The following is a 13,903-nucleotide window of genomic DNA, read 5'->3' on the forward strand; positions in this document are numbered from 1 at the left end:
CCCGACAGCAAACCGGGGCCCCGCGGCTGACCGCGGGGCCCCTGTCGTCGTACTCCCTCGCCGGTGCGCACCGGCGGCGCTGCTCAGCGGGGCAGCGGCGCGTCCGCCCGACGCAACGTCGACCAACCGGTGTCCCGGGAGCGGGCGGCGGCGAGCAGCCCGGCCACCGCGGACGCGTTGGTGATCTCACCGGCCAGGACCATCGCGACGGCCTCATCCAGGTCGATCCGGACGACCTGGAGGTCGGCCTCCTCGTCGTGGCGCTCGTGGCGCTCGTCGGCCGGCACGTCGGCGATGTCGCGGGCCAGGAAGACCCGCACCACCTCGTTGGTGAACCCGGGCGAGCTGTGCAGGTCGACCAGCACGTCGACCTGCCCGGCGGTGAGGTCGGCCTCCTCGGCCAGCTCCCGCAACGCGGCCGACGGCAACTCCTCACCGGAGACGTCCATCAGCCCGGCAGGCAGCTCCCACAGGTGCCGCCCGACCGGGTGCCGGTACTGCCGGATCAGCACCACCTGACCGGCGTCGTCGAGCGCCACCACGGCCACCGCGCCGACGTGCCGCACCAGGTCACGCACCCCGGTCCCGCCGCCGGGCATGGTCACCTCCTCGGTGACCACGTCGAAGATCCGCCCCCGGTACCGCTCCTGCCGGGACCGCACCTCGTAGTGGTGCTCCACCTCGCTCACGAGGCCGAAGCGGCCTTCGTCGCGGCGCCGTTGCGGGCGGCCTTACGCGCCGACGGGGCGTCCGCCGCCGCGTCCAGGTCGACCGGCAACTGGTCGGCCTGCGAGTACGCCACAGCGGCCTTGACGAACGACGCGAACAGCGGGTGCGGGCGGGTCGGGCGGCTCTTCAGCTCCGGGTGCGCCTGGGTGGCCACGAAGAACGGGTGCAGACTGCGGTCCAACTCCACGAACTCGACCAACCGGCCGTCCGGGGAGGTGCCGGAGATGTGCAGACCCGCCTTCGTCAGCGCGTCCCGGTAGGCGTTGTTCACCTCGTAGCGGTGCCGGTGCCGCTCGCTGATCTCCGTGCTGCCGTACGCCTCGGCGACGAGCGACCCCTCGGTCAGCGTCGCCGGGTACGCCCCGAGCCGCATGGTGCCGCCCAGGTCGCCCTTGCCGGCGACGATGTCCTCCTGGTCGGCCATCGTGGCGATCACCGGGTGCGCGGCCTTCTCGTCGAACTCCGCCGAGTTCGCGCCGTCCAGGCCGGCCAGGTGACGGGCCACCTCGATGGTCATGCACTGTAGGCCGAGGCACAGGCCGAGCAGCGGGATGCCGTTCTCCCGGGCGTACCGGGCGGTGCCGATCTTGCCCTCGATGCCGCGGACGCCGAAGCCACCGGGGATGAGGACACCGTCGACGCCGGCCAGGGCCGCCGCCGCGCCGGCCGGGGTGACGCACTCGTCGCTGGGCACCCACTTGAGCTGCACCCGGGCCCGGTGACCGAAGCCGGCCGCGCGGATCGCCTCGCTCACCGACAGGTACGCATCGGGCAGGTCGACGTACTTGCCGACCACCGCGACGGTGACCGTGTGCCGGGGCCGGTGCACCCGCTCCAGCAGGTCGTCCCAGCTGGCCCAGTCCACGTCCCGGAAGGACAGGCCGAGCCGGCGCACCACGTACGCGTCGAGCCCTTCGCGGTGCAGCACCTTCGGGATGTCGTAGATGCTCGGGGCGTCCGGTGCGGCGACGACCGCCTCGGCGTCCACGTCGCAGTACAGCGACAGCTTCTCCTTGAGCTTCACCGGGATCTCCCGGTCGCAGCGCAACACGATGGCGTCCGGCTGGATACCGATGTTGCGCAGCTGCGCCACCGAGTGCTGGGTCGGCTTGGTCTTCAGCTCACCCGACGGCGCCAGGTACGGCACCAGGGAGACGTGCAGGTAGAAGCAGTTGTCCCGGCCGAGGTCGTGGCGGACCTGACGGATCGCCTCCAAAAACGGCAGCGACTCGATGTCGCCGACAGTGCCACCCACCTCGGTGATCACCACGTCGGGGAGCTGACCGTCCTCGTCCGGGTCGGCCATCGCCAGGATCCGCGACTTGATCTCGTTGGTGATGTGCGGGATGACCTGGACGGTGTCGCCCAGGTATTCCCCGCGCCGCTCCTTGGCGATCACGTCGGAGTAGATCTGACCGGTGGTGACGTTCGCCTTGCCGGACAGCGCCCGGTCGAGGAAGCGCTCGTAGTGCCCGACGTCGAGGTCGGTCTCCGCGCCGTCCTCGGTGACGAAGACCTCACCGTGCTGGAACGGGTTCATCGTCCCCGGGTCGACGTTCAGGTAGGGGTCGAGCTTCTGCATCACCACACGCAGCCCGCGCGCGGTCAGCAGGTTGCCGAGGCTGGAGGCGGTGAGGCCCTTACCCAGCGAGGAGGCGACGCCCCCGGTGACGAAAATGTGCCTGGTCGTCCGTGCTGATGGGGCCAAGGCCTGCTCCCGTGTCGTCTGTCGCGGTCATGCAGACCGCCGTGCTTGATCAGCAAAGTGATCACGCGATCCACGGGATTCGACGGTAACACCTCCCGGACGGCTACTCGCAGGCCGCACCCCAGCTGCGACACCTGCGGGTCATCCGGCGCTCAGGAAGCGGCAACCTCGGTCGATGATCGGGTGGCCTGCCGGGGTGCCACGGCGGACCCGTCCGCTGTCGGCTCCGCCGGGTCGTCGGAGCCTGCGGTCGAGGCGTCCGGAGCCGGGGCCGGGGCCGCCGCCGGTGCGCTCGCGGGCGGGCCGCTGATCGGCCGGGGGTGGGCCGCGCCCAACGGCCCACCGCCGGTCGGGATGTCACCCCCACCGGTCGGGCCGACCCCGCCGGAGCCCGAGTCGTCGTCGGCGCCGCTCTCGCGGAACCGGCCCGGGACCGGGCGGGTGCGGTCCGCGGCGTGCCCGAGCACCCGCAGCGACGCCAGGACGGCCATCGGCACCACCACCGCGGCGGCGGCGCCCATCACGTCCAGCGCCGCGCCGTCGAGCAGACCACCGAGCACCGCGGCGACCACCGTCCCGGCCAACGCGGCCCGGACCGCCGGGTAGATGCCGAACAGCCGCATCAGCCCACCCCACGGCTGCAACAGGGCGAACCACACCAGCAACCCGCCGGTCAGCGCCAGCACCGTCAGCGGGCTGTTGACCAACGTCTCGAAGTTCTCCGTGCTGGACCGGTGCACGGTGAACCCGCCGGTGCCGTCACCGAGGGCAGAGAGGAACCGCCCCAGGCTGCCCCGCTCCGCCGGCGGGCGACGCAGGTCCACCACACCGAAACCGATACCCACCGCCAGGGCGGCCATCGCGGCCCACGCCAACCGGCTGATCGTCAACCAGCCACCGGCGCTGATCACCGCGGCGACGCTCACCCCGGCGGTGAGCGCGATCGCCCCGACCGGGTCGGCGCCCAGGTACGGGCTGCCGACCACCACCACGGCGAGCCCACCCACGGCCACCGTCACCGCCGGCCGCCAACCCCTGGGCACCCGTTGGGCGAGCCAACCCCCGGCGAGCAACGCCCCGGCCAGGAACACTCCCAGCCCCACCGTGCTCAGCCCGGAGTACCGGCCGCCCTGCAACGCGGAGTAGCCGACCACACCGTTGAGCTGCAGGCTGGCCCCGGTGAGCACGTCCAGCCCGACGACCAGTGTGGTGAGGCCGGCCACCGCGCCGAGCGGGCCGAGGGTGCCCGCGTACCCGGGGGCGAACCGCACCGCGGCGGTGCCCGCCGCCACCAGCAGCGCGGTTACCCCGGCGAAGATCCACCCGGGGTGCTCGCCCTGCCACCAGGGCACCGCGTCGGCCAGCAAAGCCGCCGGCACCGTCAACGCCACGGCGACGAGCAGCAGCTCCACCACCGCCACGATCCGCCCGGAGACGGGGTTCGGGCCGGTCGGCCCGGCGTGCGGGCGGGCCCGGCGCAGCAACGGCAGGATTCCCAGCGCCAGCAGCACCTGCACCCCGGCCAGCACCGTGAAGAACACCCCGGAGACGTCGCGCTGGGCTGCGGCCTCCCGATCGGCGTCGGCCGGTGCGTCGATCGCCTCGGCCAGGTCCGCGGGACGACCACCGGTGCTGACCGCCGGACGGCCGAGGAAGAGCCGCTCCGGCATCGGCCGGCCCAACGCGGCGAGGGCGGTCGGCGCGAGGTCGACCAGTTGCAGGTAGCCGTCGCGGCCGGTGCTGGCCGAGGTGAGCCACCCCCGCTCCCAGCCCGGCCCGTCGGCGACCGCCACGTGCAACCGCGACGGCTGGGCGGTGTCGGAGATCCCCGCGACCAGCACCAACGACCGCGGTGGCCGGGCCGCCAGCACCCGGGCCAGTTGGGCGTCCGCCGCCTTGGCCTCCTCGGCGCGGGTCGCCGCGTCGGTCCCCTCGACGGTGCCCAGGTCGACGATGCTCAGCACGCAGGCGCCGAGCAGCGGCCGAGGGTCGGCGGGCAACGCCGGGGCGTACCTGTCGACGCGGCCGAACGGTCGGGCGGCGGCCACCGCCGCACCCGGGCCCACGGCGACGGAGCAGCGCACCGACTCCGACAGCGAGCCGGGCAGGGCGCCCCACGGCAGGCGCTGCTGGTTGTACTGGACCACGCTCTCCTGATCGGGCAGGTTCGCGCCGATGCCGTCCGGTTGTTCGACGGTCACCCCGGCCGTCGGGCAGCCCTCCGGCGAGCGGCTGCCGTTCCACGCGGCGAAGCTGCCCGCTCCCACTGTCAGCCAGCCGTCCACCGGGCAGGTGGGTCGGTGTGCGGAGCGCACCGACAGTGAGCCGATCGACCCCTCCTGGGCCATTCGCCACAACGTCGGGGTGCGCTGCGGGTCCACGTCCTCCCAGCGCAGCCCCGCGACCCCGGCAAGCACCACGAAGTCGGCGGTGCGTCGCGGGCTGTCCTGCGGCGGGCGGGCGGCGAGCGCGGCGACGCCCAACGACACCACGAGGATGGTCAGCAGGGCGGGGGTGATTCGGCGCAGCATCACCGGTGTCCCGTTCTGGGGGCGTCGGAGCCCGGGGTGGCTGCCGGGCCGGCGCGGTCCGCGGCCAGCTCGGCGTAGAGGGCGGCCAGCACGGCCACGGTGTCCGTCTCGGTCGGCCACGTCGCCGCCCGCTGCGCGCCACGACGGCCCAGCTCGGCCCGGGCCGCCGGGTCGTCCAGCAGCGCCCGCACCGCCGCATCGACCGCGTCGACGTCCCCCGCCGGGATCAGCGTGGCGGCGTCGCCGACCAGGTCCGGCAGCCCACCGACGGCGGTCGCGACCAGCGGTACGCCGGCGCGCAGCGCCTCCTGGGCGAACAGTTGCCGGGCCTCCCAGTCGCTGGTCACCACCGCGAGGTCGGCGCCGGCGAGCAGGTCGGCCACGTCGGTGCGGTGCCCCAGCAGGGTCACCGGGGCGCGGGCCGCGGAGGTCCGCGCGGCCAACGGCAGGTACGCCGGTCCGCTGCCGGCGATCACCACGACCGGCGGCGGGGTACGCGTACGCCACCGGGCCGCCGCGTCGATCAGCACGTCGTAGCGCTTCTGCGGGTGCAGCCGACCCACCGACAGGATCAACGGCTGGTCCGGGCGAACCCCGAACTCGGCGCGGACCGCCGCCGCGCGTCGGCTCGGCGCGGGCAGCATCGGCGCGGCGACCGGGGCGAGCCGGGCGTCGGCGGCGCCCAGCGCGGCGGCCCGCCGCACCAGGTCCTCGGAGGCACCCAGCGCCACCCGCGCGCCCCGGGCCACCACCCGTTCCACGAGCCGGGACACCCCGCCGCGCAGGCCACCCGCGAGCACCGCGTTGTGCCACGTGACGATCAGTGGCGCGGTGGGACGGGCCAGCACGGCGACCAACCCGGCGCGCAGGCCGTGGGCGTGCACCACGTCGACCCGGGAGGTGGTGAGCACCCGACGCAGGGTGAGCACCGCCCGGGCGTCGGCGGGCGTCGGGCTGGCCGGGATCTCCACCGGTTCGAACCGCGCACCGACGCCGGTGAAGTCGAACTGCTCCTGGGTCGCTGCCGGCCCGCAGACCAGGACTGTGGCACCGCCGGCGACGAAGCCACGCGCCACCGACCGCACATGCTGGCCGACCCCGCCGGTGCTGGACGCGAGCACCAACGCGACAGTGCCCGACCACCCGGCGGACAGAGCTGGCTCACTCATCGCGCAGCCGTCTCCTTCCCATCGCCCCGCTCCGGGGAGACCGCACCGGCCGTCGGACCGCCGCCCCGGGGTCCGCGTCGACGCAGACGCCGCAGCACCCCGGCGAGCAGTGGCGCTACGTCCCGCCGGTCGACGAACCAGACCACGGCGAGGAACACCGCCCCAACCAGAACCCCGGACAGCATGCCCTGACCGAGTGCCGCCGCCATCGTCGGGGTGCCGCCGCCCGACGAGTCGAGCCAGCGGCTGAGGCCCCACCCGGCGAGCGCGGCGAGCACACCGGCCAGCGCACCGGCGCCCGAGGCCCGTGCCGCGCCGGCCAGCGCCGGCCGGCCGGCGCTGCGCCGCACCGCCAGGAGCAGCAACGCCCCGAGCACCAGCATCCCCACCGAATTGGCGGACGTGACCGCGAACACCCGGTCCCGCAGCGGCAGCAGCGCGCCGAACAGCACGACGACGGCCGGCACCACGAGGAAGCCCACAGCGGTGGCCGCCGTCGCCGCCCGGGTCTCCCCCCGGGCGTAGAGCGCCCGGGTGAGCACCGCGAAGAGCCCGTAACCGACCAGCCCGGGGGCGTACCCGATGATCGCTGCGGCGGCCGTGGACGCGGTGGACGCCGGGAAGAAGAAATGCCCGACCGGCCCGGCGGTGCCGATCAACGCGGCGGTGCCGAGGAAGCTGAACAGCAGCACCCCCCGCACGGCCGGCGCCAGCGTCGCCCGGTAGGTGTCCTCGTCACCGGCGGCCCGCGCCGCCGCCAGCGTCGGGTACGCCGCGACCGCCAACGGCACCGCCAGCACCGCCCACGGCAACAGGTAGACGGTCTGCGCCAGGTTGTAGACGCCCGGGTTGCTCCGCGCGCCGGCGGTGACCTGGTTCAGGCTGACGATCAGGGCGATCTGCTGGGTGGTGACGGTGACCGCGCCGGCCACCGCCAACCCACCGACCCGGGCCCGCGCGTCGGCCGGGAACCCGAACCCCGGCCGCATCCCCAGGCGCAGCCGGCTGACCGGGATGATCAGGGACAACGACAGTACCACCACGCCGAGGGTCGTGCCGACCGACAACAGCAGCTCACCGCCCGGGCTCACCCCGCCGACCGTCGCGTTGCGCCCCTGCGTCGCGGTGAACCCCAGGTAGACCACGATCACGGTGAGGCTGGACAGCAGCGGCGCGAGCACCGGCCAGGCGAAGCGCCGATGCGCCTGCAGCACCCCGGTGAGCACGATGCCCACCCCGTACAGCGGCAGCTGCGGTGCGAAGACCCGCAACATCCGGACGCCGCTCTGCTGCTGGGCGGCGGTCAGATGGTGCCCGAGCGACTCGACCACCGGCCCGGCGAGCAGCACCACCAGCACCGCGAGCGGCACCAGCAGGGCCAGCGTCCAGGTCAGCAGCGCGCCGGTGGTCCGGGCCACCGTCGTCCGGTCGCCGGCCGCGACAGCGCCGGCCAGCAGCGGTACGACGAGGCTGGCCAACGCGCCGCCGGCGACGATCTCGAAGATGAAGTTCGGCACCGCGTTGGCCACCACATAGGTGCCGCCGAGGTCGGTGTTGCCGAGGCTCCAGGTGAACAGGGCGGTACGGCCGAAGCCGGCCAGCCGGCTGACCACGGTGAGGACGGCGATGAGCGCGGCTGCCCCGGCCAGCCGGCCGGCGCCGGCGAGGGGGGCCGGTCGGGTCACGTCAGTCGGCGCGCCGGCCCAGTGCGTCGAGCTCGCGTAGCCCCGGCGTCCGCTGGATCACCGCCGTGAAGCTGACCTTCTCGCTGGCGGCGGTGAGCCCGGCGAGCACCGCGAGCAGACCGGCCCGGCCCAACGGGCCGGTACGGGCGGCCAGCGCGACACCGAGCAGCGCCCCGAGAGCGTTCGCGCCGCTGTCGCCGAGCATCACGTCCTCGCCCAGGTCGTCGCGGAGCAGACCGGCGGCGGCGCCGGCGGCACCCGCGGCGATCCCGCCGTGCGGGCCACCGGCCAGCGGCGCGGCGAGCAGCAGCCCGGACTTGATCGCCCGACCCGGCCGCAGGTCGAGCAGGTTGAGCAGGTTGGCCGTGCCGGCGATGACCCCGGCGCCGAGGAGCACGTCGACGCCCCGGCCGAACGCGCCGTGGCGCTGCCGACGCGGGTGCGCCGCGACCCGGTGGTCGGCGGCCAGCAGCGCGGCCGCGCCCAGGCCGGCGGCGCCCACCCCGGCGACCTTCACCAGGCCGGCGGTGACCCGCCCCTCGCGCAGCGCGGCGAGGTGACCAGCGAAGCCCTTCGCCGTCTTCTGCTCCGGCCGCGCGCCCACCACGTCGTCGTACAGGCCGACGGCACCCGCGCCGAGGCCGGCGACCAGCGCCGCCCCACCGGACGGGCCGCTGGTGGCACCGAACGCGCCGACGGCCGCCGCGCCCGCGGCGAGCGCCGGCCCGGCGGCCAGGCTGACCGTGCGGCCCCGGAAGTTGGTGCGCTCCAACGCCGGCCCGGCCGGCGAGGTACGGACCTCGCGCAGCGCGTACCGGGCCGCCGCGGCGCCAGCGCCGACGAGCAGCAGCCGACCAAGCGTCCTCATGCCGCCACCCTGCTGCGCGTCAGGCCCGCCAGCTCACGCGCGTCGTTTACGGACACCGGGGTACGTCGTTCGCTCACTGGGGCAGTCTAGGCAGCAGGGACGGCGCGTTGTCGCCGACGCCGTACTGCCCGGCCTTCTTCTCGGTGAGCTGCTCCACCAGGGCGAGGCTGGTGACCAGCTGACCCTGCACCGTGTTGGCGTTGTCGACCGTGGAGATGGTCTGGGCGAGCACCGGGTCACCACGGACCACGGACACCAGGTTGCCGCCGACGGAGCCCTTCCCGGCCACCACGATCGACCCGGTGCGGTCGAACTGCTCGGCGATCTTGACGACCGACTCGTCCCGCTTCTCGGAGTCCTTGTCGACGTACGGCTGGCCGCTGACCACCACGACCGCCTCCGCCGAGCCGGTGACCTTGTTGTTGTCGGTGGTCAGGTAGCCGGCGTTGTTGTAGGCGGCGAGCACCGCCCGCCGGTCGGCGTCACTGACCGGCGCGACACCCTGCGGACGGTCCAGCAGGACGCTGGCCAGCAACGCGCTGGACGTCTCCACACCGTGCCCGTTGCCGGGCAGGCCGGTGGTCTGCGCGGTGGGGCGGGCGGCGGTGACGGCCAACTCCAGCAGGTTGGTGTTGTTGTCCGGGTTGATGAACTTGTCCTGCAACTCGACCCGGCCGGTGAGGGTGGCGCCGGCCTGCTGGAGCTTCTTGAGCACACCCTCGGTGTGGTCGCGCCCGTTGGGCAGCGTCAGCACCAGCACGCGGCGCCCGGTCAGGGTGCCGGGGAGGATGACTTGCGAGATCTCCTCGGCGAAGTCCTCCTCCAGCGCGAGCTGCTTCTCCATGTTGTTGACCTGCTGGCGCCAGTTCTGGTTGTCCTTACGCAGCCCGGTGACCTGTCCCTCGAGCGAGTCGGCGACCGGGCCGTTGAGGGCGGCTGTGCCGACCACCAAGCCGATCGCCAGAGCCAGGAAGACCGCGGTGAGGGACACCACGTGGTAGCGGAAGTTGATCACGCTTGCAGCCTCTTGATCGGTCGGGAACTAGAAGAGCCGGTACAGCTGGAACACGAGATTGTCCCACCACTCGGCGACCACGCCCAGGTACGCCTTCCCGACTGTCGACACGGCCACCGCGGACGCCATCGCCGCGATCGCCGACAGCACCAGCAACAACAACGACGAACCGGAGATGCTCTGCCGGTAGAGCCGGCTCACACCCTTGGCATCGACCAGCTTGCCACCGACCTTGAGCCGGGTCAGGAACGTCGAGGCCATGCCACCGCGCCCCTTGTCCAGGAACTCGACCAGGGTGGCGTGGGTGCCGACCGCGACCAGCAGCGAGGCGCCCTTCTCGTCGGCGAGCAGCATCGCCAGGTCCTCGCTGGTCGCCGCGGCCGGGAAGGTGATCGCCGGGACGCCGAGACCGTTGACCCGGGGCAGGCCGGGCGCCCGCCCGTCCGGGTACGCGTGCACGATCACCTCGGCGCCGCAGCGCAGCACGTCGTCGGTGACCGAATCCATGTCCCCGATGATCATGTCGGGGGTGTACCCGGCCTCGACCAGCGCGTCCGCGCCGCCGTCGACGCCGATGAGCACCGGCTTGAACTCTCGGATGTACGGGCGCAGCACGTCCAGGTCGGCCTTGTAGTCGTACCCGCGCACCACGATCAGGCAGTGCCGACCCTGCATCTGGGTCTCGATGTCCGGAACGCCCACACCGTCGAGCAGCAGGTCGCGCTCCTGGCGCAGGTAGTCCATCGTGTTGGCGGCGAACGCCTCCAACTGCACCGACAGACCCTCCCGGGCGTCGGCCATCGCCTTGGCGACCGACTCGGCGTCCTGCAGGCTGCCGTGGGCCACCGGCTCGTCGCCGGCGAAGACGGTGTTGCCCTCGATGCGGACCTGGTCGCCCTCGCGGATCCGCTCGAAGACACCCTCGCCGAGGTCGTCGAGGAGCGGAATGCCGGCGGCGATCAACACCTCCGGGCCGAGGTTCGGGTAACGGCCGGACACCGAGGGCTTCGCGTTGAGCACCGCCCCGACACCGACAGCGACGAGCGAGTCGGCCGCCACCCGGTCCAGGTCGACGTGGTCGATGACCGCGATGTCACCGGGGCGCAGCCGGCCGACCAGCCGTTTCGTCCGGCGATCAAGGCGCGCGGTGCCGAGGACTCTGCCCGGCTCGGGGTTCCGGTTCCGGCGCAACGTGGGTAGACGCATCGTGACCATCCTGGCATGTGAGGCAGGCTTTTCTGTCGCGACATGCCTGAGCAGGGCCGCCTACCCAGGGAAGCACACGTCGGCACAAGCCGGTGTGCTTGCGCTCACAATACGCGGCGTCACAACCGCCTTTCCTTGGCGGCCACGGCCAGAAGCTCCTCGGCGTGAGCGATACCCAGATCCGAATCCGGCAAACCCGCCAACATCCGGGCCAGCTCACGAGCCCGCTCGGTGTCCTCCACGACCCGCACGCCGCTGGTCGTCACCGCACCACCGGTGTCCTTCGCCACCACCAGGTGCCGGTCGGCGAACGCCGCCACCTGCGGCAGGTGCGTGACGACCAACACCTGGTGACTACGCGCCAACCGGGCCAACCGCCGGCCGATCTCCACCGCCGCCTGACCACCCACACCCGCGTCGACCTCGTCGAAGACCAACGTGGGCGGCCCGCCCGACCCGGCGAACACCACCTCGATCGCCAGCATCACCCGGGACAACTCACCACCGGACGCCCCGCGCTGCAACGGCAACGACGGCGCGCCAGGGTGGGCCAGCAACCGCAGCTCCACCTCGTCACCGCCGTCCGACGTGACACCCACCTCGACCCCGTTGACCGACAACGTGGGCTCGGAACGCCCCGCCGGCCGCGGCAGCACCGCCACCTCGATCCGCGCGTGCGGCATGGCCAACCCGGCCAGCTCCACGGTGACCTGGTCGGCGAAACGCAACGCCGCCTCCTGCCGGGACGCCGACACCCGCCCGGCCAGGTCCGCCACCTCGACCGCGAGCCGCTGACCCTCCCGCTCCAACTCGTCCAGCAGATCGTCGGAGGTGTCCAGGTCGGACAGTCGCGTCCGCGCCCGATCAGCCCAGGCGATCACCCCGTCGACGTCGTCGGCGTACTTACGGGTCAGGGCGCGCAGCGCCGCCCGCCGCTCGTAGACGTGCTGCAACCGGGCCGGGTCCGCGTCGAGCGTCGCCAGGTAAGCCGACAGCTCCGCCGACACGTCGGTGACCAGCGTCGCCGCCTCCTCCAGACGCGACGCCAGGTCACCCAGCGCCGGGTCGGTGCCCGCCTGCGCCTCCAGGGTCCGCCGGGCGGTGCCGAGCAACGCCGCCGCGTCCGGTGTCTCGTCGGTGGCCTCCGCGCCACCCGCCACACACTGCTGGGCGATCTGCGCGGCCGTCCGCAGCCCCTCGGCGTGCTCCAGCCGCTGCGCCTCGGTCTTCAGCTCGTCGTCCTCACCGGGCTGCGGATCCACCCGGGTGATCTCGTCGAGCCCCAGCCGCAGCAGGTCGGCCTCCTGGTTGCGCTCGCGGGCGTTGCGCCGCCGGTCGGCCAGGTCGTCGACCACCCGCCGCCACCCCGTGTACGCCTCCCGCAACGCGTCGAGCAGCTTCTCGTGCTCCGGGCCGGCGAACCGGTCCAACGCGGCCCGCTGTTCGGCCGGGCGCAGCAACCGCAACTGGTCGGACTGCCCGTGCACGGCGACCGCCTGCTCGCCGACCTCACCGAGCATCGACACCGGCATGCTCCGACCGCCGACGTGGGCACGCGAGCGCCCCTCCACCGTCACCGTGCGGCTCAGCAGCACCGAGCCGTCCTCGTCGGGCTCCCCACCGGCCTCGGTGATCCGCGCGTGCACGGTGTCGGCGACCCGCCCGACCAGACGCAACCGCCCCTCGACCACCGCCCGGCCGGGTTGGGCACGAACCCGCCCGGCGTCGGCCCGGCCACCGAAGAGCAGGCCGAGGCCGGTGACCACCATCGTCTTGCCCGCACCGGTCTCGCCGGTGATGACGTTCATCCCGCCGGTCAACGGCAGCGTGGTGTCGTCGATGACGCCCAGTCCGGTGATACGCAGCTCTTCCAGCACAGCCACCGACAGTAGACGCGAGGGGCGACAGTTGACCAGCCGACGGGCCCCGGCACGGCCGGCACCCGGCCGACGTACAGTTCTGCCCCGTGTTGGACGTGATCGGCCTGACCTCGGCTGAGGAGGAGCTCTACCGCTGCCTGCTCCAGCTCACCGCGGCGCGCGTCGACGACCTCGCCCGCCGCCTGCACCGACCGCGCGAGCAGGTCGTCGCCCAGATCGAGGCGCTGCGCGCCAGGGGACTGGTACAGCCCACCGACATCGACCCGGACGCGCCCCTGCGCCCGACCGCCCCGGACGTCGCCCTCGGCGGGGCGCTCCTGCGTCGCCAGGAGGACCTGGAGGCCGCCCGACGCCGGGTCACCCAACTCGCCGAGGAGTACCGGTCCGGGCTACGCCGGCACCACGTCGACCACCTCGTCGAGGTGATCGTCGGAGCCCGGGTTCTCCGCGACCGCCTGCGCGACCTGCAGAACTCGGCGCGTACCGAGGTGCTGTGGTTCTGCCGCGCCAACCCCCTGGCCATGGCCGGCCCGGAGAACGTCGAGGAGTTCGACGCGCTGGCCCGCGGCGTGAGCTACCGCGCCATCTACGAACGTGACCTGCTGCTGGAACCGGGAGCCTTGGCCGACCTGGCCAAGGGCGTCGCCGCCGGCGAGCAGGCCCGGGTGCTCGACCGGCTGCCCGTCCGACTGGCCATCGTGGACGCCAGCACCGCCATCTGCCCGTTGGTGCCCGACCGCGACGGCGGGGAGCCGAGCGCCGCCGTGATCGGCCGCAGCCAACTGCTCGACGCGCTGCTCGCCCTCTTCGAGAGCCACTGGCGGGTCGCCACCCGACTGCGCCTCGACGATCCCCTCACCGTCGCCGCGACCGAGGGTCGGCGGCCGGACCCCGAGGACCGTCCCGGCGACGGCTACCAGCCCGACGCCGACGAGGCACGGCTGCTGTCGCTGTTCGTGGCCGGCGTCCCCGACAAGTCCATCGCCTCGCAGCTCGGGGTGAGCCGCCGGACCGTGCAACGACGCATCGCCGACCTGATGGCCGCCGCCGGGGTGGACACCCGACCCGGGCTGGCGTTCCAGGTCGCCCGACGCGGCTGGCTCTGACCGAGC

At 73.7% G+C, this 13,903-nt stretch carries 10 protein-coding genes; 1 reads left to right on the forward strand and 9 read right to left on the reverse strand.

Annotated elements, in window-relative coordinates; all coding sequences use genetic code 11:
- Window positions 1-83 precede the first annotated feature (83 nt).
- The 9 genes from FHU34_RS21960 to recN all read right to left on the reverse strand — a co-directional run bounded on the left by FHU34_RS21960 (window position 84) and on the right by recN (window position 12,788).
- A complete protein-coding gene (locus FHU34_RS21960; RefSeq protein ID WP_145783522.1) occupies window positions 84-689 on the reverse strand; it encodes an NUDIX domain-containing protein in 606 nt (201 codons plus the stop codon).
- Window positions 686-2,437: a CTP synthase gene (locus tag FHU34_RS21965; RefSeq protein ID WP_145783524.1), complete on the reverse strand. Its 1,752-nt coding sequence runs from the start codon at window positions 2,435-2,437 to the stop codon at window positions 686-688. Before FHU34_RS21965 ends, FHU34_RS21960 begins: the two co-directional genes overlap by 4 nt.
- Before the next feature lie 152 nt (window positions 2,438-2,589).
- Window positions 2,590-4,968, reverse strand: coding sequence for a hypothetical protein (locus FHU34_RS21970; RefSeq protein ID WP_244311791.1), 2,379 nt, complete (start codon window positions 4,966-4,968; stop codon window positions 2,590-2,592).
- Window positions 4,968-6,137: a glycosyltransferase family 4 protein gene (locus FHU34_RS21975; RefSeq protein WP_145783527.1), complete on the reverse strand. Its 1,170-nt coding sequence runs from the start codon at window positions 6,135-6,137 to the stop codon at window positions 4,968-4,970. The genes FHU34_RS21970 and FHU34_RS21975 overlap by 1 nt, the downstream gene beginning before the upstream one ends.
- Window positions 6,134-7,822 (reverse strand): murein biosynthesis integral membrane protein MurJ, encoded by a 1,689-nt coding sequence (gene murJ / locus FHU34_RS21980; protein ID WP_145783530.1) that lies wholly within the window; start codon window positions 7,820-7,822, stop codon window positions 6,134-6,136. The genes FHU34_RS21975 and murJ overlap by 4 nt, the downstream gene beginning before the upstream one ends.
- Window position 7,823: 1 nt before the next feature.
- Complete coding sequence (locus FHU34_RS21985; protein ID WP_145783532.1) at window positions 7,824-8,690, reverse strand: hypothetical protein; 867 nt, start codon at window positions 8,688-8,690, stop codon at window positions 7,824-7,826.
- Window positions 8,691-8,763: 73 nt separating this feature from the next.
- A complete protein-coding gene (locus tag FHU34_RS21990; RefSeq protein ID WP_145783534.1) occupies window positions 8,764-9,705 on the reverse strand; it encodes a copper transporter in 942 nt (313 codons plus the stop codon).
- 27 nt (window positions 9,706-9,732) lie between these two features.
- On the reverse strand, window positions 9,733-10,911 hold the full coding sequence (steA, locus tag FHU34_RS21995) for a putative cytokinetic ring protein SteA (RefSeq protein WP_088991766.1): 1,179 nt from the start codon (window positions 10,909-10,911) through the stop codon (window positions 9,733-9,735).
- Between the two features lie 119 nt (window positions 10,912-11,030).
- The gene (gene recN / locus FHU34_RS22000; protein WP_145785738.1) at window positions 11,031-12,788 is read right to left on the reverse strand and encodes a DNA repair protein RecN; all 1,758 of its coding nucleotides are present in this window, start codon (window positions 12,786-12,788) and stop codon (window positions 11,031-11,033) included.
- Window positions 12,789-12,877: 89 nt separating this feature from the next.
- Here recN and FHU34_RS22005 point away from each other — a divergent pair, with 89 nt between their 5' ends.
- Window positions 12,878-13,897, forward strand: coding sequence for a helix-turn-helix domain-containing protein (locus FHU34_RS22005; RefSeq protein ID WP_145783536.1), 1,020 nt, complete (start codon window positions 12,878-12,880; stop codon window positions 13,895-13,897).
- Window positions 13,898-13,903 lie beyond the last annotated feature (6 nt).

Source organism: Micromonospora taraxaci (genome assembly GCF_007830095.1).
GTDB lineage: Bacteria > Actinomycetota > Actinomycetes > Mycobacteriales > Micromonosporaceae > Micromonospora > Micromonospora taraxaci.

Coding starts and splice junctions, on each gene's coding strand:
- FHU34_RS21975 (WP_145783527.1), bottom strand. CDS start 6,137: ATGAGTGAGCCAGCTCTGTCCGCCGGGTGGTCGGGCACTGTCGCGTTG.
- FHU34_RS21970 (WP_244311791.1), bottom strand. CDS start 4,968: ATGCTGCGCCGAATCACCCCCGCCCTGCTGACCATCCTCGTGGTGTCG.
- steA (WP_088991766.1), bottom strand. CDS start 10,911: ATGCGTCTACCCACGTTGCGCCGGAACCGGAACCCCGAGCCGGGCAGA.
- FHU34_RS21985 (WP_145783532.1), bottom strand. CDS start 8,690: ATGAGGACGCTTGGTCGGCTGCTGCTCGTCGGCGCTGGCGCCGCGGCG.